This is a genomic window from Pleomorphochaeta naphthae, assembly GCF_055396005.1.
This window is the reverse complement of the sequence record NZ_AP042457.1, coordinates 1,818,327-1,838,993: the sequence shown is the minus strand read 5'-3', so window position 1 is coordinate 1,838,993 and position 20,667 is coordinate 1,818,327. Positions and strand designations below refer to the sequence as shown.

The following is a 20,667-nucleotide window of genomic DNA, read 5'->3' as shown; positions in this document are numbered from 1 at the left end:
GATAAACAAAAAGTATTCAGTATTGGCAGGTTCTCTGTAACTAAGCCTGTGATGGTAAATATATTAATGATAACAGTCCTACTTTTAGGTGGCTTAAGTTTGGCGCGTTTACCACAAGAACAGTTTGCAGAGATTCCATTCTTTTGGGTTAACGTAATAGTTCCTTACCCTGGAGTTGGTGCCGAAGACTTGGAATCTTCAGTAACTATACCAGTTGAAAATGCGTTTCAAGGTATGAATAAACTTAAAAAGATAAGTTCAACTACTAGTGAAGGGCTTAGTGTTGTTAGGGTTGAATTTGATGATGGTATTACACAGCAAGAGTTTAATTCTCTATACCAAGAGGCTCAAACTCGATTCAATCAAGTAGCATTACCTGATGGTGTACTTGATCCAATTGTCGATGATTTCTCATCAGCTGATTTTCTTCCTGTTATCGAGGTTGTAATTAGTGGTAACCTTCCATATGATCAGCTTCGTGAACAAGCTATATCGCTTCAGAATAAGATATTAAAGGTTAAGGATGTTTCTGATGTTGAACTACTTGGGCTTCCAGATAAACAGATTCTAATTAACTTAGATAACAGTAGTCTAATCTCAAAGGGGTTGAGTGTTAACGAAGTGGTCAGAGCTATTTCTGATCAAAATAGTACAATCCCTAGTGGAACATTAAATACAGGTTCTAGAGAGTATCTCTTAAGGACACTTGGTTCAATTGATACTGTCTCAGACTTTGGTTCTGTAATTATAAGGCGTTCTTCAGATTCCTCAGGTTTGGTAAGGGTTAGTGACGTAGCAGAGGTAGTTGATGGTTTTGATCCAGATTCATCTCTTGCCCGTTTTAATGGGAACCCTTCGGTTAACTTGAGAGTTATCAAAGTAGTGAAGGGAAACTCAGTTGATATTGTTGATGGGGTAACTCAAATTGTAGAAGAAGCTAGATGGGAGAACAATGGAGGAGCGAATATCACTCTATTTAATGATTCAACTGTCCAAATAGCATCAAGTCTGTCAGTGCTATCTACAAACGCTGTTTTGGGGTTGTTTTTGCTTGTTATTATTCTTTGGCTTTTTATTGGCTTTAGAAATGCTATAATAACGGCTTTAGGTATACCCGTAACATTTGCCTTAACATTTTTAGTTTTGGATTTGCTTGGAGAGACAATCAATACAAATACTTTATTTGGTCTAGTTTTAGTTTTAGGACTGATAGTTGACCACGCTATTGTTATCATAGAAAATTCATATAGATTGCAATCTAATGGACTTTTACGGCATGATGCAGCAATAGAAGGCTCTAATCAAGTTATATGGCCAGTAGTTGCTGCAACTGCAACGACTGTAGCAGCCTTTCTTCCTCTAATGCTTCTTCCTGGAACTATAGGAAAGTTCCTAAGGGTTATCCCTTTAACCGTTACGATAGCTCTTATTGTCAGTACGGGTGAGGCTCTTTTTTTCCTTCCAAGTCACTATGCCGAATGGGGGCCAAGAGAAAAGAATAAAAGAGAACCAGGTACTTGGTTTATTAAAATCCAAAAAGGGTATTCAAAACTCTTTGCAAAAGTTTATAAATTTAAAATTCTCACTCTTTTGCTTGCATTAATGCTTACTATAGGTGTCTTTTCTTTGGTAAGTACCCTTCGACAAGACCTTTTTTCAGCTGAGGATTATTCCTATTTCAATATTGAGATACTTACACCAAGAGGTACTTCTTTAGAGCAAACCAATAAAATAGTAGCACAGTATGAGAATATCTTGCTTGAAAAAGTGGGAAATGGAGAGATAATATCTATCAGTACCAAGATAGGGACACTGGGAAGTGGAGAAGCTAATTCAACTCAAGCTCAGATAACTGTAGACCTTGCTGAGATGAGTGAAGGAAGAAATCGTAGTATAGATGAAATTATTGCTGAGGTACAAAATGAAACTTACTATCTCAGTGGTGTTGAAAAAGTATTTTTCCGCAAAGCTCAAAATGGGCCACCTACAGCAGATCCTTTGAGTTTTCGTTTTTCAGGTGATGATTATAACCAAATTATTGATGCTTCCAATGCTATCGCTAACTTATTAACCTCCATTGATGGAGTTACAAACGTGGAGAGTGACTTCATGGCAGGTAGTCCTGAGCTTAGAATAAAAATAAATCAAGAGCGTGCAAGTGCACTTGGGGTAACTGTATCTAGTGTTGGCTCATATATACGTGCCCGTTTTGATAATATACCTGCGGGGATTTTCTTTGAGAATAATGAACAAATAGATATTGTAGTACGTTTTGCAACATCGGATTCTAGGCAATATGAAAACCTTGAGCAACTATTGATTCCTACAGAAGATGGAAGGCAGATTCCACTTTCTAGTATTGCATCCATTGAGCTTGACAACTCTCTAGGATCAATACGTAGGGTTGAGGGTAAACGCGAGATAACTGTTTCAGCAAATGCTATTGAAACTTTAGATCTTCAAATGGTAAACCAAAAGGTACAAGAACTTTGGAATCAAAGTCTCTCTTATAGATATCCTGATGTAACTTTTGGCGTAGGAGGGGAATTCGACGACTTTAGTACTTTAATTTTTGATATAATTCGTGTATTTATCCTCGGTATATTTTTAATCTACTTGATTCTAGGAACTCAATTCAACAGCTATAGTCAGCCTCTATTGATATTATTTTCTATTCCTTTTGCCTTTATTGGTGTAGTACTATATCTCTTTGTTTCAAAAACTCCACTTTCAACAACAGTGATCTACTCTAGTGTAGCTTTGGCAGGTATTGCAGTTAATGATGCAATTGTACTCATTAGTTTTATCAATGAATTACGAGATAAAGGAATATCTATTAAGGAAGCAGTAATGGAAGCCGCTAGAACAAGGCTTAGGCCAATTATTCTTACTTCCCTGACAACCATTGTTGGTCTTTTGCCAACAGCAATTGGAATAGGAGGGTATTCTGTGGTTTGGTCTCCTATGGCTAGTACAATTATCTTCGGTCTAGTTTTCTCAACCCTAACTACCTTGTTTATAATTCCTATGTTATATGGAACTATTTATGACAAAAAGAAGAAAAGGAGTGAAAAGTGAAAAATCACCTACTACCAATATTAAGTATATTAATTGCAATTTCCTTTCCACTTTCTGCAAATTCCTATCCATCTCTAGATGTCCAATATGAGGTAGAAAATGGAGATGAAGTTGTATTAGATCAAGAAAAAATTCAAACATTTATAAACCAATGGCAAGATAATTCTCTTTCTACATTTTCTGAAGCAGCTAAAGAGTTACGCTTGGTTCTTTTAAAGGGAAATTATGATCTTGAACAACTACAATCCCTATATAGGATGCAACTTAAGCAACTGCAATACCAACAGAAAGAGCAAGGATTCAAGATTGGCTTATCTTCCCAACCGTTGTATTCATTAAGCAGAAGCCTAAACCAAACTTCTACTGGGGGTTATGATCTTTCTAATACTTTTGGTGTTGGTACGACTATTTCTAAAACACTTGGAACAGGTGCTATTGCAACTTTCAATGCCTCTCATAAATCTTCTATAACAAAAAATAGCACTGCGGGGTCCTTTTGGACATGGACCCATAGCCCATCCGCGAGTCTTACTATCAATCAACCCTTATGGGTAGGAGATGGTATAATAGACTCTAATTACTCAGAGAAGCAGATAGAAAAGCTACATATATCAGCTGAGAATGCTAAACTTTCATATAATCAACTTCTAGAAACCCTTGTAGTTCAGGGACTTAATCAATTATCAACACTACAAGCTCTTAAGGAGAGTAGATTTCTCTTAGGTGAGCAACTTAGTATTGAGAAAATTTCAATCAAGGATGCAAAGAAAGACCTAGAAGACGGTAGGATAAGTCGTAATGCATATGAGGCAAGAGTACTTAATCTAAATCAGATACGATACTCCCTTACTGAGATTGAAAGACAAATAGAGACAATTCAAAACTCCTTACAAACTCTTTGGGGAGATAATGAATACCCGAAACAAGTAATTGTAGATAGTGATTTATTTGAAACCTTACCTTCAATAATATTTGATAAAGAAGAACTTGTGAAAATTCTTTTAACAAAAGATTACTCCTATGCACAAGCATTGGGTAATCTACGTTCAGCTGAGATAGATGCAATGCTTAAGAATCCAAGTGATGCACCAATGCTTACCTTATCCTTTCAATTTTCTCCTTACTATTCCCCAAATACAGGAACTGGATTCTTAACATCTTTTGATGAATTGTTTACTAATAGTACGCCTCTCTTTTCTTTTTCAATAGGATTTAGTGCTTCAGACTTTTCTCGATCAACTACGAAGCTATCCTCATCTTTGGCAGAAGAGTCAGTTTTACAGGCTATGATAGAAGTCGAGAAAGCCCGAGATAATATAGAATTGAAGGTAGATGAGATTCAAAGAAATATTAATAGCTTATTGCTTAATCTATCTATCGGTCAGTATGAAGTTAATCAGCGTAATAATGATGTAGAAGTTGAACGTATTCGATTTGATATAGGGCTTGCTAATGAGAATAGCATTAGAGCAAAGGAAATTGCTTGGTATGATTCTGCTTTCATGGTTTTGCAGACTTTACGAGAGCTTGAGTTGATAGCCTTAGATTTAAGTGCCCTTGGTGTGGATATTTGAGAGAATATATTAATATTAATTAAAAGTTAATATTAATGGTAGTCCATTGAACTTGCAAAAATTCAATTGTAATCTCATAATATTAATTGGTATAAAAATAAATTTTATAATCCTAGAAGAATAATACCAAATTGAATACAAGAAACAGGAAAACAATATGGATAAAAATGAAATCTTTGTAGTATACGGAAATCAAATCAAAGAAATGACTCAAAAACTTTTAAACAAGGCAAATATTGAGCAACTAATTCCTTCAAAGCAATCTGTTATTGGCTTAAAACCTAATCTAGCAGTATCTAAAACTGCTGATAGTGGAGCTACTACTCATCCAGAGATAGTAATCCAAATAATCGAATATTTACAAAACTTAGGCTATTCAAATATAAAAATTATTGAATCAGCCTGGATTGGAGATTCAACTAAACAAGGGTTTAAAGTTAATGGTTATTATGAAATAAGCAAGAAGTACAATGTACCTTTAGTTGATGTAAAAGATGATACATATATTAAAAAAACTTCAAATGGAATAACAATGGAAATTAGTAAAGAAATAATGAACATAGACTTTTTAATTTCACTTCCTGTCTTAAAAGGCCATTGTCAAACTCTAATAACCTGTGCACTAAAAAATATGAAGGGCTGTTTATCAGATCACTCAAAAAGATTATTTCATTCTCTAGGCTTAATGAAACCCATAGCAACATTAAATTCTATAAAAGCTGCTGATTTAGTTATTGTTGATTCAATAAATGGTGATTTAGATTTTGAGGAAGGTGGCACTCCTATTCAAACTAACCGAATGTTTATAGCTCTTGATAGTGTTTTATGTGATACTTTTTCAGCTTCACTTTTAGGTTATAAAGCATCTGATATAGAGTATATAAATATTGCCAATGAGTTAGGTGTTGGCTCAAATGATTTAGATACTGCTAAAATCACATATCTAAACAAACCTGAAGTAGATGATTTTAGTAAGCCTAAGGGTATTGTTTCACATCTTGCAAAATATACTTGTCCTAATAAAGCTTGTTCAGCTTGTTATGGTAATTTAATTCATGCTTTAAAAAGACTGGATGAAAGTAGAAATTTACATTTAACAAAAAAAATTTGTATTGGACAAGGATATAAAAACATCACTGATAAAAATCTAATAGGTGTTGGGATTTGTACCAAAAATCTAGGTAAATCTTTAAAAGGCTGTCCTCCTAGCGCAAGTGATATGATAGATTTTATCAATAAAAATAGTTAAATATATATACTACTTAAATTATATTAGCTATAAGAACACAGAGAGTTTTATAGCTAATATAAATTACCTAAAATTTAAGTTGTCCAAAAAAAGAACAAACTTTTAAAAAAAATATTTCAATTTATTAGTAAAACCTTGGATACATATTTTAGGTTATTGGAATTTTAAATGATAAATCAAGTTTATAATCATTGTTATTTGAAACCTTAGGAGTTATTGCAACATAGTTAAGAACTTTTGATAATTTTTTATTATAATTTGAAGCATAAGTAAAGACCCTAACCATTCCAAAAATTTTGAACCCCACTAGAGCAGTTAAGCTAGCAATGCTTAGGCAATTTAAGTAAATATTTTCTCCATAATGTAAGGAAGCCCCATAGCCTAAAGAGAAAACTGTAAAAGTAGAAAGCATTCCAGCTAAGGTAATTGATCCACCAGATATATCACCTTGAATATATGAGCCAAGCCCAAAACCAAAGACTGTATTCAAAAGAAAGGGGGTTGTAACACTGATTTTATTACTAGAATATAATGATTCTTTCTGATTTAACGAAAAATTTAAACTCATTTGACTAAGTTCATAAATTTGTTGTTCATTATAATCATTTATATAAGATAATTTAGTTTTTACAGAGTTATAATTGTTTTTATCATTTGCCGCAAAAATACTTACTCCACCAAGAAGTAGTATAACTGATAAAAAAAGATGTTTTTTCATTTATTTTCCCCTAAATCTTATTATCTCGAATTCAAATCCAATCCAGATGACTTTGAATGAGTATTATTAATTTTATAACTTTTTATATTAACGTAGAAATAAAATTTCTAATTTATATAAACCCCTTTTTCATAAAATAGATTTATAATATTACATTAGATTAGAGTAATAATTTACTATTTTTCTTTTACTTTAAAACTTAAAAAAGAAAAACTTATTTTTAAACTAAACTGGACCCCATAATATAGACACAAGAAAAAACTTAATAATCTAAAGAATATCACAATGAACTATGTTTTTGGATTAATCTAGTTATGATAAAATTATGATGATTGGATATTTTATGGGGAAAAGGTATTTTTCTAAAAAGGAAATAAAAGTACTTTTGATTTTATAAAATAGCGTAAAAAGTAAATATAAAAATCAAGTTAGGCCAATTTTGCTCAATAACTGGGAAGCCACTTATTTTAATTTTAATGAAGAAAAATTGCTTCAATTAGCACAGAAGGCTAAAGAGATTGGCGTAGAATTGTTTGTACTAGATGATGGTTGGTTTGGAAAGAGAGATGGTGATACAACAAGTTTAGGAGATTGGGATACATACCTCACTAAACTGCCTAATGGAATTGGAAATCTTGCTAAACAAATTAAGTCTTTAGGATTGAAATTTGGTCTTTGGTTTGAGCCAGAGATGGTAAATATAAAAAGCCATTTATATAAAAAACATCCTGATTGGATTATAAAAAGGGAAAAAAGAGATTCTTGCATTGGTAGAAATCAGCAAGTATTAGATTTTTCAAATGACTTAATTGTTGAGTATTTATATGAGAAAATGTCTAAAATTATTAAAGAAACTAATTTAGATTATATAAAATGGGATATGAATTGGATATTACTGCGTTAGCTGAAAGCGAAATTGAAAAAATGAAAGAAGATATCAAATTCTTTAAAGAATATAGAGAATTGATTCAATTTGGCAAGTTTATTCGCTTAGAATCACCTTTTAAGGGTAATACTTGTGCTTGGATGGTTATATCACAAAATAAAAAAAACAGCTATTTTAGCATATTATAAAATATTAGCTACACCAAATCCTCCATTAAACAAAATTAAACTTCAAGGTTTAAATGAGAATGTATTATATAAAATAAATGAAAAGGATTATTATGGAGGAGTGATAAAAAGGTAAATAGCAGGTAGTTGAACCAATATTCCTATAGTGTGTTAAAATATATGGCCCACAACTGAGGAATGGCCAAGACTTTAACTCGACATGTTTTACTAGTCCAAGAATATGAGACTGTTTTGGAGAATGAGGAGTTTTAGTCGTATCAATCACTGGTCCACTTACTGAGGCCGAATAGGAGAGAGGAACAACTACCGAACAGAGAGCCATTTTTGATTTTGTGTATAAAAAAATAAATGCAATGAGATAAGAATAGTTAACTGGGAAAACAAAACTGTTAGCGTAGGAATTGATTTGCACATGTATCAATGGCAATAGAAGCTACTTCTAATGCTAGATACTTTAGAAACTTAATGCAGAAAGAAGGCTTTTTTACACTTGTTATTAATACTTTAAAATTTAAGGTTGTAACATTAAGTGCTAAAAAGACAGATAATATGATGTTGGGATATGGGATAGTAACAACTGCCACTCAATTTCAAAGCAAGAAAAAGAGACTGCTTCTTCTAAAAGGTCTCGAAGACCACGCTTTGATTTAAGAAGAGGAGTATCTCTACCTTAAATAGTTTCATTCAAACTTTAGAAATTTTGGATGAACAAGTTACGGCTTTAGAGGAATTAATTGAAGAGGAATGTACAAGAAGATGAAGATGTTCTATTACTAAAAACTATTGTAGGTGTAGGGAAAATAACAGCTACAACCATTAGAGCATATGCCCATGATATAAATAGATTTGCAACTTACAAACAGCTTACAGCATATTGTGGACTCACTCCTTTTGTAAAGTTTTCAAATGAGAAAGGATTTACCACACATATAACAAAGAATGGACCTGTAGAGTTAAGAACTGCAATGGTACAAGCTGTAATGGGTATGCTTCGTCTACAAAGATCATTAAGGTATTTGTCGCTAATTAATGATTATAAAAGAATGAAGAAAAACAAAGGTAGTGGGAAAAGTATAATTGCCTTTGCACTAAACTTTAGTAGAGTAATTTATGCAATTCTAAAGAAGAAAAAGCCTTTTGATATGAATAAATTAATAGGTGATTTTAATAAGCGACAAGCAGAAGCTGTATAGCTTCTAATAAAGAAAAATGGAGAAATTAGGTTATGGTTTTCTGTGAAAAACTATTGACCTTTTATAGGAGATGAATTAATGAATGTTGGATTTAACTTAGAAATTCCTTTTAATGGAACAACTAGAAGTGAATATTATAAAGGTAAAATAACCGTTGGGACTGATTTTGGAGATTTTACATCCCAACTCTATATAATTAAAGCTATTTAATTTTAAATAAAAATAAAATAATTAAATCTGCTACTTTTAGTGTAGAGTAGCAGATTTAGATAAAACAATTACAAATAATAGATTAAGTAGCTTTAAATAAATATATTAAGAATTTACTTGATAAGGTTATTTGTAAAAGGAATTTAAATATCAAAAGTAATTAAAACTACTGATTAAAGGACTTATATAATTAATTATTAATCCGTTAAAATAAGCTTATTTTTGTTTGTTTTTAAAATATTTATTAAATTCTGGATGTCTAGAAATATATCCTCTGAAGGTTGATTGTTTTACCTTTAACCCATAATTATCTACTAAATATTGCCATAAAACTTTTTTGTAGTAAAAGGTTTTTGTTTTGCTTTTTAGAAGTTCTTTTATAATTGAATAATAATCATCAATAGGTGATTTTCTTTTTCGCTTTGAAACTTTTTCATAACCATTAATATATTTTTTTACGGTTCGTCGATCACAACTTAACTCTCTAGCTATTTGTGAAAGATTGACTTTTAAATTTGAATCTTCAATGAGTGTTTTCAATTTAACTAAATCTTCTAATTTGTTAATTTCAATGTTAGAATTCATTTTTTTACTAATAATCATAAATATCCTCATTTAGAATCTAGTATACTATATTATTCAAAAGTTAAAGTTGTAGTTCTGCAACTTTAGCTTTCCTTTTTTTAGAAATAATGTAATGACCTTTGCTCAAATATTTAATATATTGATTAGAAGTCATTTTAAAAAGTTTCCATTGATATCTTGAATCATTGTAATAATTCAAATAATCATTATTTTCCATAAGTGGAATAAAGCTTTTATAATCTAAATTATTCTAATTATCTTTTTTTTCAAAGATAAATTCCAAAATTGGATCTTTTAATTCAAAGAAATCATGAGATGTTATATCTATTGGGATATCTGGATAAAGAGAATCTATATTATCATCATTGATTAATTTGAAATAATTAGTAGACCAAGAAATTCTATTTCCGGAAGGTAATTGAGTTACTTTTACTTCACCATAATGGTTGGGTTTACCACCAGTTGGGCTTCCAATTAGTATCCCATTATAATCATTAGAAAGTTCAATAGCATTCATTAATCCTGAAGAGAAAGTTTTTGATCCAATTATTATATAAAGTTCAGCTTGATTTAATTCATTTTTTAAAAGAGAATACAGCGGTTTTATAACATTTGAATTTCCTCCCGAGTTATTTCTCAAATCTATAATAACCTTATCAATATTTTTTTCTTTTACTTGCGAGTAAAGCTCATTAATAAAATTAGAAAAAGGTTGATCTAGATCATTTACACAAGCATTATATAAAATATATAAGGCTTTTTCATCTTCATAGAATTCTCCATAATATGCTTTATCATTGAATTTTATATAAGGGGGAAGGTTAGTCTTATCTGCCGGGTAAGAATTATCATAATATACAGCCCAGTCAAGATTCCTAAAATTTTTTAAATCCTTAGCTTCAAAGAAAATTGTTTCTTCACTATCATCTCTAAATTTGAATGTCATATTACAATTCGATTTTGAGTTAGTAATTCCAGCTCCATAAAGTAATTTAGGGTCAAGTAAACTTGATGATAGAAGAGATTTTAAGTAGAAGTCATTTTCATGAGAAAGCGTTGATTTTAAAATTGAGAAAACACTAGTGTTTTGAGAAGCAGAAAAAATAGGTATACCATTAATTTTAATTAATTCAACACCTACAGCTTTAGTATTACTTGAGTCTCTAACCAAATGATAATTTTCATTTAAAGCAGCCGTTACAAAAACGCCATCATCTAATACTTTTAAATTTAAAGGATAAGCCTCAGTCATTGTATAACCATAAGAAGTATGAGCATCATTAATTAATGAAATAAAGGAACGGATTTTAACCCATCGTTGTTCTAACTCTAAGTCCTTGCATTCTTCTTTTAATTTATCAATTTTCTCAAAGTACTCTTTTTTACTTATACTATGAAAAATATTTTTGTGTAGCTTAGGAAGTTCATTTTCTATAAAATATATATCACCTTCCCAAGGCTCTAAAATATCAACTACTTCATTTGGAAGCTGATATACATCACCTATCTGTAATTGACAAGAGGTAATAACTAACATTACTAGCAGTAATAATTGAACTAAAAAATATTTTAATTTCATATAATATCCTTATAATTATAGATTTAATAAAACTGTAGATAAGAAAATATTTTTGCTATAATAATTATTGCAAAATAAAATATAAGTGTCTAGTTTTTGTAATCTTAGAGGATTAATTTATAAGATTAGACTTTATAATTACTATAATTAAGTATAACAACTATTCTTAGTAAATATGTTGTTGTTTATCATGTAGAAAAAGATAAAACCTAAAATTTACTTATATAATACAATGTTTTGTACATCTAAAAATAAATTACATCACAAAACCATCACAATTCTTAAGTATAATACGTTATTAGAAAAGGAAGGCTATTATGATGAAAAGTAAATATTTTGTTTTAACTGTTATTGCTAGTGTTTTTTTGTTATTTGGTTGTGATCTAACCCTTAGTTATGATTATTCATTTTATATAACCGAGGTTTCAACCTCATCAAGTGTCGGTGGTCTATCTGTTGATTATATTGAATTATATAATGTGACTGATGAAGATATTGATTTAAGTGGATATTATTTTGGAGATAGCGAAGGTATTGATGATTGTCATCAAGTTACATTACCTTTAAGCATTAATCAATGGGATAGTGAAACATCTCAATGGATTAGTGATACAACAACAACCGATGCTCCAACAATTCCAGCAAATGGTTACTTAATAGTCCTTTATTCAAATGATTTTGCAATAGATGATGAGATGTCTATAACACAATTAGTTACTTGGACTGAAGAAGACGAGGACGAAGTTGAAACTCACACCGTTGATGATGAATATTCAAATATAAATTATTTAACAGTACCTGAAGGATTGAAAGACAGTAAAGCTGAAGGTGTATATATTTATAATTCTGTAGGAGAACAAGCAACTACCTTTTTTACATATGAAGCAGATGAACAAGGTGATGATACTGTATTTTTATATATAGATGGAGAATGGACACAAGGTAGTGCATCTGCTGGAGAAGCCAATGAATAAGAATTTCAAATATTTTATTTTTACTTTTTTGATTATAATGATTTTTTCATCCTGTAGTTTGAATATATACGGTTTTTCTGATGTATTAGATTATGGAGATGTAGATGAATCAGATATTTATTATAGTGAATTAGAAAGTATTTCAGATTGGGATGATTTAACTCATGGTAAGTTGGATACTGATGATATAGTTAGCAATATTGATAAAATATTCGACACTTCTAAAGTTCAAAAGTTAAGAATAGTAATTGAGCCTGAAAATTGGGAATTAATGAATGAAAATTTAGAAGATTTAAAAGATGAATTAGGAAGATCCTCAGATTTTACATCCATCGACGATCCTTTTTTTGTTCCTTCTGAAGTATTTTACAGTGAAGATGGATCAGATGAAAATATGAAAGAATGGTACAAAGTTGGTATTAGATTTAAAGGTAATTCAAGTCTTTATCATGCTAATTCTAATAAATTGCCATTTAAGTTAGATTTTGATGAATTTGAAGATGTTTATGATGATATTGATAATCAACGATTCTATGGCTTTAAACAATTGAATTTAAAAAACAATTATGATGATGAGTCACAAATGCATGAAGTTGTAGCAACTGAGCTCTTTCGAGATTTTGGCTTAACGGTCGCTCATGCATCTTTTTATGAATTATATATTAACGTTGATGGTGGAGATGAAGATGATGATATCTATTATGGCTTATATACTTTAGTTGAAGAAGTAGATGATACAGTAATTAAAACTCAATATGATGATGACGATGGTAATTTATATAAACCAGAAGATGATGCTGCTACGTTTGCAAGTGGAACTTACGATGAAGATGAATATGGTTTAAAAACAGATAATGATGAATCTTATGAGGATATTTTAGAGTTATATAATGCAATAAATGATGATGATTTGACTGATTTAGAAGAAATATTTGATATTGATATTTTCTTAAAATGGCTTGCAGCAAATACAGTTATGCAAAACTGGGATACATATGGTGTAATGCCTCATAACTATTTTTTATATAATAATCCAGATAATAAATTTGAATGGATTCCTTGGGATAGTAATGAAGCTTTAACCTCTTCAAGTAGATGTCTTGATTTAGATATGGAAGAAGTTGATGATGATTGGCCTTTAATAAGATATATTTTAGATGACGATAATTATAGAGAAACATATAAATCTTATGTTTATGATTTTGCCTATGATTATTTTAACGAAGATTATCTTAATGACATATATGACGAATATAAAGATTTAATTGAGGATTATGTAACAGCTGAATCATCTAATTATACCTTTACTTCTTCTAGTAAATTTACAGCAGCTTACAATGAATTAAAGGATCACACTAGTGATAGATATACTGCAGCAATGAGCTATTATAATAGTGAAGATTAAAATAAATCATATTATTTATATTTAATTATCAACTTTGTGAGGTTGAATTTTTAATTCAACATTATAACTTACGTAATTTATAAAAGATGATAATTAAGAATAGTTATATTCAATTTTAAAATAAGTTAAAGTATACAATAATTGATAGAGTAGTTTTATATTCACTAATATTAAGAGGTTAATGTTGTTTTTTGATTTGGTTTAAATTGTAAATATATATTGGCACTATTTTATTTTTTTTATTCGAAAAAATATTTACAAAAAAAATTTTATTTTTTAAAATCTTGTTAGTCTAATTACTATAAATGAGGAAAATTTTACTAAATGAAAAGAAAAAGCATTATTATTTTAATGGTGTCAATACTTTTGATATCATTAATGTCTTGTGCAACTACTGGAATATATGATTCCGCAGAAAAAACGCGTTTTAATGATAATAATATTTCTGTTAAGGTTAATGGTGTTATTGAAAAACATACTTTTATGATTTATGGTTTTTCTTTGGTTTCAAATAAAGGTGTATCACTTACAATTAAAAATATAAGTGATAGTCCAATTACAATTAATTGGGAAAAATCTTCAATTACTTATGGAAATAATACTTCCAGCGTGTTTATAGATGGACAAAAAGCAATTACAGCAAATACTTCTTCCATGCCACCTTTAACTATCCCTTCACAAAAGTCTGTCAGTGTTAAAATTTATCCTTCAAAGAATGTTAAATTCAATTCTAATAAAATGGAATGGGAGATTGAAAAAATGGGATTGAGCAAAGGTGAAAATCTTATAATTGTATTGAATTATGAATATAAAAATAAGGATTATTTTATTGAAGTAAAAGCTGCACCAAAAAATGGCTTTATAAAATTAGGTTTTTAAAAAGATATTGTTTATTTAAGTTGAAAGCTAGACTGTTATTGTCTAGCTTTTTTTAGTTGGTGTGATTATCTAATATCTGTTTAAATAATTAATTTAACTTATTTCCTAATTTGTTATTTTAAATATTAGAGTTAATTATCAAAGTATTTATTAAAATTTTTATTCTAATCTTGTTAAAATTGTTAATTTTAAAAGTGATGTGACCAACTCTATTTTTCAGCTTTATTTTGATTAAAAGGTCTAACTGCAACTATAATAATTCCAAGAACTGATAGCAAGAAACCCCACAAAAATCCACCGTCATATCCTTTTGATTCATTTATTGATTTGCTAATAAACCCGCAAACAACCGCTAAAATTAAATAAATAAAAATTTCCATATGTTAAGTCTTCTTTTATTTTAATACTAACATTAAATTAAAAAGTTGTCTAATAAAAATATTTCTATATATAAGTTATTTCAAAAGTAATTTATATGGCAACTAGCTTTTATTTATAAATATTTACGATAAATAGATAATATAGCCCATAAAGAGTTTTGATACATAACTTAATAATACAATTAATTTGATATTAAAATTTTTTATAGGGAATTTTTAAAAGTTTCTAATTGCAATAATTTGATTTCAATTTATCAATAACTATGCCCAATAATACTAAAGACATAAAATCTAACTAGATTTTAAGTTAATCTATGTAAATATATTACATTATGGTTTTATTGACAGGATGCTAATGAATGATCAAAAGGAAGCAAAGAAAGTCTTGATTATTGAAGACGATAGAGAGATTGCAAATGTTGTTGTAGTAAATCTAGAAAGCAATAGAATTAAAATAGAACAAGTTCATGATGGACAATTAGGGTTAGAAAAATCTAACTTGGGGAGTTTAATTTTATTATTCTCGACATTATGTTTCTTGGACTTGATTAGTGCTCCATGTTGCTCGTGAGCAACAATAGTTGTATTTATAAAAATATTTCTACTTAAATATTGTTTCAAGAGATGATTTTAATTATTATAGTAATAAAAAGTACTTCAAGGATTTTTTATGAGAAAATTACTAATATTATTTCTTACTAGCATATTTTTTTTAATAGGGTGTGATAGTTCTCTAATTCAAGCTTATTTAGAATACCATTTTGATAGTTATGATGGAAATTTAATTGTAACTAAACTTGAGACTAATAATGTTTTCTCAAAAAGACAAGATTTTGATTCTGTAGTCTTTGACGATGAAATATATATTATTGGTGGCTATGATGTCACAGTAAGAGGCGAAAAAGATAGTTATTGTGAAGATGTATATAAGAGTGCTGATGGAATAAATTGGACATTATTAACCGATAATGCTCCTTTTAAAGGTCGTCGTGGTCATAGAGCAACTGTTTTGGATGATTATATATATGTAGCTGGAGGATTCTGTGCTGATGATGAGACTGGAGAGAGAGGTTACAAAAACGATGTCTGGAGAAGTAAAGATGGAATTACTTGGGAAGAAGTAAGTCAAAACTCTCAAAACATTTGGGAGCCTAGAAAAGATTTTGGAATGTTAAGTACAGACAATGCAATATACGTCTTTGGTGGGTTTAGGCAAGTTAATAAGGTTGGGCCAAAATACCTAGATGATATTTGGAAAGGTGATGTTGGAGATGATGGAATAACATGGACTGAATTATCAGTTACTATGAAAGGTGGTAGAAGTTCTTTTGCATATGAATTAGTTGGAGATGATATTTATATACAAGGAGGATCCTTTTTAGGAGCTACTCAATCTAAGACAGGGAATATTGACTCTTCAATAGATTATTGGGACTCTCTTTGGAAATTAAATATAAAAGATTCTACACCTACATGGGAATCGCTAGATAGCCCTATAAACTCTTGTAATAGAAGGAGTGATCATTCTTTAGTTTATTTAGATGATAAACTTTGGTTATTTTCTGGAAGGAGCAATAGTTCACTTCATTTTTCTCATAACAAAGATACATATGGGACACTCTATTATGATTTAGAAAATACTAAATGGGTAATGGATTCATATGGTGCACCAACTGATCCTGTATATGGATATTCAATAGAAATTTTAAATAACAAGATGTATCTCTTAGGTGGTTTTTCTAGTAGCGGACCTAGAAATTCTGTTTGGCTACTTGAAGAGGGGGATAATTAAGATGAAAAAAATGTATATTACAATATTATTAGCTATTTGTATTTTTCCTTTGAGTGCTAAGTCAAGTTTTTTAGGACTAACTTTTACTGGCTTACCTGAAAACTTTTTTTATGAATCATATTTAGCTGACCCTCTTGCTGTTAATACTGAACTTACTTATAGAGATTATGAAATTGATGAAATTCATCCTAATGAATTAGGAGAAGAGACCCATTTTGATTGTAAAATTGGTACTAGATTTAATTTCTGGAGAATATCTCCTGAAGACCATCCAGATTTAGGGATAGAATTTGAAATAGGAGCAGCAATTTGTGCTTTTATGAATACTCATGGTACAGATTTATTAAGTACTGATGGAATATATTATTACACACTGATTTTTAAACCAAATTACTTCTCAACTTTTAAATGGGGACATCATCACATTTGCTCTCACCAAGGTGATCAATTAGATACAAATGGAGATGGTAATCAATATATTGATTTTGATATTAATGCTATATTGAATGAAAGTAATTTCGTTAGAGATGATTATATTTTTTCAGCAGATATTTTACCTCTGTATTTTTTGAAAAATATTAATGAGAACTTCGCTAAAGCTTTAAAGGTATATGGTGATTTTATTTACTATAATCCCGCTGAAAGCCTTTTAGGGGGTGATTCTAATTCAGTTGTAGAACATGCATATATCTGGTATCAATACGGAGCAGAATTAAAAATACCAATATCAGATAATAAATTAGGGACTCTATTTTTGGCAGGACAAATAAGCAAATGGCAACAAGCCGCTTATACAAGTAACTATACTTATCAAATTGGTATTATTCTTCCCTCAGAAAAAAAATCTCAAAGATTGAAATTTGCATATCAATTTTATGATGGACAATCTCTGATTAATAATTATCAAAATAGAAGATCTCGGTTCTCAGGATTCGTATTTACAATAGATCAATAAAATATATATGGCAATCCAAAAGGGTTGCCTTTTTTTACCTTTCAACGTTTACATAAAAAGAAATTTTTTAAATATTTTCGATATTGCTACAAAATAGTATGATATTCTACATAAGTTTAAATGCTCTGCTATCGAAAAAGATATGTGCTTTATGAGATATATCAGTATCTAATGACCACTCAGGAACAACTAATAGGGCACCATCCCTTTGTAAAGTTGGCAGTGCAGAGCCACAGTTTGGGAAAAATTTTTAGAATAATTTACTATTCTTAACTATATATGTTTTTACTTTATACTCTTTAGTAATCTGTGTGGTTTTTTGTTTAAGATGAAAATAAATTGGAAGCAAGTGCTTAACCTGTATCTTTTTTACAACGAGAACAGGGACAAAGAAAGAAAGCTTTATAGTCGCCTTTAATCTCAAATGTAATATTTTTACAAAGATATGACCCTTTATGATTCATTATTACTTCCTCCTAAATAATTAGAAAAATTATATATTATATATTGGTTATAATGTAGGAGATATGGATGGTTGAAATTAAAATCTTAGATTTATATATCATTATCAATTAGTTTAAATAGTTAATTATTATATTTTAAAAGTAAAAAGAAACGACTTTTGTATTTACATACAGTTTCATTCATTGTTTATCCTTTGGTAATATAAAATATTGATATAAATCTAAGAGAACAGTAAAAGTTTTTAATTACATAAACCTTTTAATCATTAAGGAATTTAAATTTTAATATGTTTTAAGTTGACCTATATAAATATAGTACACTATAGTTTTATTGAGAGGATGCTAATGAATGATCAAAAGGATTTAAAGAAAGTCTTAATTATTGAAGACGATAGAGAGATTGCAAATGTTGTTGCAGTAAATCTAGAAAGTAATGGAATTAAAACAGAACAAGTTCATGATGGACTATTAGGATTAGAGAAATCTAAAACTGGAGAGTTTGATCTCATTATTCTCGACATTATGCTTCCAGGACTTGATGGTATTAGTATCTGTAGAAAACTTAGAGAAGAAAAATATAATACACCAATTCTCATGTTAACGGCTAAAATAGATGAAATTGATTTAGTTTTGAGTTTAGAACTTGGAGCTGATGATTACATGAAGAAACCTTTTAGCATGAGAGAATTACTCGCTAGAGTTGGAGCTCTTATTAGAAGATCAGAAAAAACTATTAATAAAAGGGAAGAAGAACAAAATGAGAAACTACAGTTTGGAGAACTTATAATTGATTATACGAAGCATCAGGTCATTGTTAGAGGAAAAACTCTTAATTTAACGGTTAAGGAATTTGAACTCTTAGATCTTTTTGCTAGAAATCCAGGTAGGGTTTTCAGTCGTTCTGACCTTTTAAATACGATTTGGGGATATAATTTTGAAGGATATGATCATACTGTAAATACTCATATTAATAGATTAAGAAATAAATTAGAAGAAGATCCATCTAAACCAAAATATCTTTTAACAGTTTGGGGCTTAGGTTATAAATTCACAGAACAGGAGGATCTAACATGATATTTCGTTCATTCTATGCAAGGCTATCAATACTGTTCTTAATTCTTGTTTTTTTATTTGGATCTGTAAGTTTATTCATTGCATTTGATGCATCTACCCACCTTTTCGATGAAGTTGATCAGTTAATAAACAGAGAGTATGCAGCCAATATTTCCGACGAGTTATCAGCTATAATAGCAGAAGATCCTACAGGTAATCAAATCAAAGAAGCTATCCATTATATAATGGTTTTAAATCCTAATGTTGAAATTTATCTACTAGATGCTGGAGGTAAAATTCTTAGTTATTTCACTGGACCGGGGAAAACTATAAAACGAGAAAGTGTAGATACAACTCCTCTTGAATTATTTCAAGAAACAGGTGGTTATGAGTCTATTTTTGGCGATGATCCTAGAACTGTGAGCGAAAAAAAACCTTTTTCAGCGGCACCAATGCAAATTAATGATGAACAAGGTTGGGTTTACGTAATTCTAAGAGGACAGGGTTTTGATTCCTCCCTTGCCTTAGTTAAATCAAATTATTATCTTAGATCAGGGCTATCTACATTTTTAATAGCTTTACTTTTTACACTTATTGCAGGTCTTTTTTTGTTTTTTATACTTACAAACAGATTAAGGAAATTAAGTGAAGATGTGCAGATTTTTAAATCAGGTAACTATGGCCATAGAGTAGAAATTAAAGGAAGGGATGAACTTGCACAATTGGGTAGCACCTTTAATGAGATGGCACAATCAATAGAAGAAGGTATTCAAAAATTAAAAGAAGCTGATCAACAGAGAAGCCAACTTATTGCAAATATTTCTCATGATCTTAGAAGTCCTTTAACTTCAATTAGAGGACATTTAGAGACCTTGTTAATTGAAGAAAATAAAATATCAGAGAAAGAAAAACGTGAGTATGTAGAAATTACTCTTAGAAATGTAGCTGGATTTCAGCGGTTAGTCGAAGAATTGTTAGATTTAGCACGATTTGAATCAGGGCAAATACACCCAGACAAAATATTGTTTTCACCTGCTGAACTTTTACAAGATATTATATTAAAGATGAGGGGACAATCCGATTCAAATCATATAACAATAAAATATAATCCAGATCCTAACCTTCCTTTTTATAAAGGAGATATAGGTTTATTTGAACGTGCATTTACAAATATTATAGGCAATGCTATAGAACATACGCCTGAAAGAGGAATAATAAAAGTAGAATTATCAATTATCAATGATGCATATATAATCACTGTTATTGATAGTGGAGGGGGAATCCCAGAAGAAAATCTCCCTCATATATTTGAGCGCTTTTATCGTGTAGATAAGAGTAGAAATAGAAAAACTAAGGGAACTGGTCTTGGTCTTGCTATTGCAAAAGAAGTAATTGAGTTACATGGAGGCTTCATAGAAGCCAAAAATTCAAATGATGCAGGTGCTATTTTTACTATAACTCTTCCTTTAATAAGTTAATTTTTTTTGTATCTTCTGTGATACTTT

General features: G+C 29.7%; 22 protein-coding genes and 1 pseudogene. 17 read left to right on the top strand and 6 right to left on the bottom strand.

Annotated features, from left to right (window positions below; genetic code table 11):
- The first annotated feature begins 51 nt into the window (after nucleotides 1-51).
- The 3 genes from ACZ5SO_RS08355 (at nucleotide 52) to ACZ5SO_RS08345 (ending at nucleotide 5,901) form a co-directional block, all read left to right on the top strand.
- On the top strand, nucleotides 52-3,078 hold the full coding sequence (locus ACZ5SO_RS08355) for an efflux RND transporter permease subunit (protein ID WP_464623991.1): 3,027 nt from the start codon (nucleotides 52-54) through the stop codon (nucleotides 3,076-3,078).
- Nucleotides 3,075-4,652 carry a TolC family protein gene (locus tag ACZ5SO_RS08350; protein ID WP_464623990.1) on the top strand — a complete coding sequence of 526 codons (1,578 nt, stop codon included), beginning with the start codon at nucleotides 3,075-3,077 and terminating at the stop codon, nucleotides 4,650-4,652. Before ACZ5SO_RS08355 ends, ACZ5SO_RS08350 begins: the two co-directional genes overlap by 4 nt.
- Before the next feature lie 157 nt (nucleotides 4,653-4,809).
- Nucleotides 4,810-5,901: a DUF362 domain-containing protein gene (locus tag ACZ5SO_RS08345; RefSeq protein ID WP_464623989.1), complete on the top strand. Its 1,092-nt coding sequence runs from the start codon at nucleotides 4,810-4,812 to the stop codon at nucleotides 5,899-5,901.
- 148 nt (nucleotides 5,902-6,049) lie between these two features.
- Here ACZ5SO_RS08345 and ACZ5SO_RS08340 read toward each other — a convergent pair whose 3' ends face one another.
- On the bottom strand, nucleotides 6,050-6,619 hold the full coding sequence (locus ACZ5SO_RS08340; RefSeq protein ID WP_464623988.1) for a P13 family porin: 570 nt from the start codon (nucleotides 6,617-6,619) through the stop codon (nucleotides 6,050-6,052).
- A 439-nt stretch (nucleotides 6,620-7,058) separates the two neighbouring features.
- On the opposite strand from ACZ5SO_RS08340, the gene ACZ5SO_RS08335 reads away from it, so the two are divergent.
- The 6 genes from ACZ5SO_RS08335 (at nucleotide 7,059) to ACZ5SO_RS08310 (ending at nucleotide 9,096) form a co-directional block, all read left to right on the top strand.
- The gene (locus ACZ5SO_RS08335; protein WP_464623987.1) at nucleotides 7,059-7,523 is read left to right on the top strand and encodes an alpha-galactosidase; all 465 of its coding nucleotides are present in this window, start codon (nucleotides 7,059-7,061) and stop codon (nucleotides 7,521-7,523) included.
- Complete coding sequence (locus tag ACZ5SO_RS08330; RefSeq protein ID WP_464627857.1) at nucleotides 7,493-7,693, top strand: hypothetical protein; 201 nt, start codon at nucleotides 7,493-7,495, stop codon at nucleotides 7,691-7,693. The genes ACZ5SO_RS08335 and ACZ5SO_RS08330 overlap by 31 nt, the downstream gene beginning before the upstream one ends.
- Nucleotides 7,638-7,808, top strand: a complete 171-nt coding sequence (locus ACZ5SO_RS08325; RefSeq protein ID WP_464623986.1) for a GH36 C-terminal domain-containing protein — start codon at nucleotides 7,638-7,640, stop codon at nucleotides 7,806-7,808. The genes ACZ5SO_RS08330 and ACZ5SO_RS08325 overlap by 56 nt, the downstream gene beginning before the upstream one ends.
- A gap of 305 nt (nucleotides 7,809-8,113) precedes the next feature.
- The gene (locus tag ACZ5SO_RS08320; RefSeq protein ID WP_464623985.1) at nucleotides 8,114-8,344 is read left to right on the top strand and encodes a hypothetical protein; all 231 of its coding nucleotides are present in this window, start codon (nucleotides 8,114-8,116) and stop codon (nucleotides 8,342-8,344) included.
- Between the two features lie 83 nt (nucleotides 8,345-8,427).
- Entirely contained in the window at nucleotides 8,428-8,886 is a 459-nt protein-coding gene (locus tag ACZ5SO_RS08315; RefSeq protein ID WP_464623984.1) for a transposase, read from the top strand.
- A gap of 78 nt (nucleotides 8,887-8,964) precedes the next feature.
- The gene (locus ACZ5SO_RS08310; protein ID WP_464623983.1) at nucleotides 8,965-9,096 is read left to right on the top strand and encodes a hypothetical protein; all 132 of its coding nucleotides are present in this window, start codon (nucleotides 8,965-8,967) and stop codon (nucleotides 9,094-9,096) included.
- A 219-nt stretch (nucleotides 9,097-9,315) separates the two neighbouring features.
- Here ACZ5SO_RS08310 and ACZ5SO_RS08305 read toward each other — a convergent pair.
- The 3 genes and pseudogenes from ACZ5SO_RS08305 to ACZ5SO_RS08295 form a co-directional block, all read right to left on the bottom strand.
- Nucleotides 9,316-9,699: pseudogene (locus ACZ5SO_RS08305) on the bottom strand (IS21 family transposase); the annotation flags it as partial.
- Between the two features lie 43 nt (nucleotides 9,700-9,742).
- Nucleotides 9,743-9,898, bottom strand: coding sequence for a hypothetical protein (locus ACZ5SO_RS08300; protein ID WP_464623982.1), 156 nt, complete (start codon nucleotides 9,896-9,898; stop codon nucleotides 9,743-9,745).
- 33 nt (nucleotides 9,899-9,931) lie between these two features.
- Nucleotides 9,932-11,260 (bottom strand): S41 family peptidase, encoded by a 1,329-nt coding sequence (locus ACZ5SO_RS08295; RefSeq protein WP_464623981.1) that lies wholly within the window; start codon nucleotides 11,258-11,260, stop codon nucleotides 9,932-9,934.
- Between the two features lie 317 nt (nucleotides 11,261-11,577).
- Here ACZ5SO_RS08295 and ACZ5SO_RS08290 point away from each other — a divergent pair, with 317 nt between their 5' ends.
- The 3 genes from ACZ5SO_RS08290 to ACZ5SO_RS08280 all read left to right on the top strand — a co-directional run bounded on the left by ACZ5SO_RS08290 (nucleotide 11,578) and on the right by ACZ5SO_RS08280 (nucleotide 14,518).
- Nucleotides 11,578-12,234 carry a hypothetical protein gene (locus ACZ5SO_RS08290; protein WP_464623980.1) on the top strand — a complete coding sequence of 219 codons (657 nt, stop codon included), beginning with the start codon at nucleotides 11,578-11,580 and terminating at the stop codon, nucleotides 12,232-12,234.
- A complete protein-coding gene (locus ACZ5SO_RS08285) occupies nucleotides 12,227-13,639 on the top strand; it encodes a CotH kinase family protein (RefSeq protein ID WP_464623979.1) in 1,413 nt (470 codons plus the stop codon). The genes ACZ5SO_RS08290 and ACZ5SO_RS08285 overlap by 8 nt, the downstream gene beginning before the upstream one ends.
- A 324-nt stretch (nucleotides 13,640-13,963) precedes the next feature.
- Entirely contained in the window at nucleotides 13,964-14,518 is a 555-nt protein-coding gene (locus ACZ5SO_RS08280; protein WP_464623978.1) for a hypothetical protein, read from the top strand.
- A gap of 209 nt (nucleotides 14,519-14,727) precedes the next feature.
- Here the strand turns inward: ACZ5SO_RS08280 and ACZ5SO_RS08275 are convergent, their stop codons facing one another.
- Entirely contained in the window at nucleotides 14,728-14,898 is a 171-nt protein-coding gene (locus tag ACZ5SO_RS08275; RefSeq protein WP_464623977.1) for a hypothetical protein, read from the bottom strand.
- A gap of 355 nt (nucleotides 14,899-15,253) precedes the next feature.
- On the opposite strand from ACZ5SO_RS08275, the gene ACZ5SO_RS08270 reads away from it, so the two are divergent.
- The 3 genes from ACZ5SO_RS08270 (at nucleotide 15,254) to ACZ5SO_RS08260 (ending at nucleotide 17,645) form a co-directional block, all read left to right on the top strand.
- Nucleotides 15,254-15,469, top strand: coding sequence for a hypothetical protein (locus ACZ5SO_RS08270; protein WP_464623976.1), 216 nt, complete (start codon nucleotides 15,254-15,256; stop codon nucleotides 15,467-15,469).
- A 99-nt stretch (nucleotides 15,470-15,568) separates the two neighbouring features.
- Nucleotides 15,569-16,690: a Kelch repeat-containing protein gene (locus ACZ5SO_RS08265; RefSeq protein ID WP_464623975.1), complete on the top strand. Its 1,122-nt coding sequence runs from the start codon at nucleotides 15,569-15,571 to the stop codon at nucleotides 16,688-16,690.
- A gap of 1 nt (nucleotide 16,691) precedes the next feature.
- A complete protein-coding gene (locus tag ACZ5SO_RS08260; RefSeq protein ID WP_464623974.1) occupies nucleotides 16,692-17,645 on the top strand; it encodes a hypothetical protein in 954 nt (317 codons plus the stop codon).
- 353 nt (nucleotides 17,646-17,998) lie between these two features.
- On the opposite strand, the gene ACZ5SO_RS08255 is transcribed toward ACZ5SO_RS08260, so the two are convergent.
- The gene (locus ACZ5SO_RS08255; protein WP_464623973.1) at nucleotides 17,999-18,109 is read right to left on the bottom strand and encodes a GFA family protein; all 111 of its coding nucleotides are present in this window, start codon (nucleotides 18,107-18,109) and stop codon (nucleotides 17,999-18,001) included.
- Nucleotides 18,110-18,454: 345 nt separating this feature from the next.
- Between ACZ5SO_RS08255 and ACZ5SO_RS08250 the strand changes: the two genes are divergently transcribed.
- Together ACZ5SO_RS08250 and ACZ5SO_RS08245 are read left to right on the top strand one after the other, a co-directional pair.
- On the top strand, nucleotides 18,455-19,183 hold the full coding sequence (locus ACZ5SO_RS08250) for a response regulator transcription factor (protein ID WP_464623972.1): 729 nt from the start codon (nucleotides 18,455-18,457) through the stop codon (nucleotides 19,181-19,183).
- Nucleotides 19,180-20,640 carry a sensor histidine kinase gene (locus ACZ5SO_RS08245; protein ID WP_464623971.1) on the top strand — a complete coding sequence of 487 codons (1,461 nt, stop codon included), beginning with the start codon at nucleotides 19,180-19,182 and terminating at the stop codon, nucleotides 20,638-20,640. Before ACZ5SO_RS08250 ends, ACZ5SO_RS08245 begins: the two co-directional genes overlap by 4 nt.
- The last annotated feature ends 27 nt before the right edge of the window (nucleotides 20,641-20,667 follow it).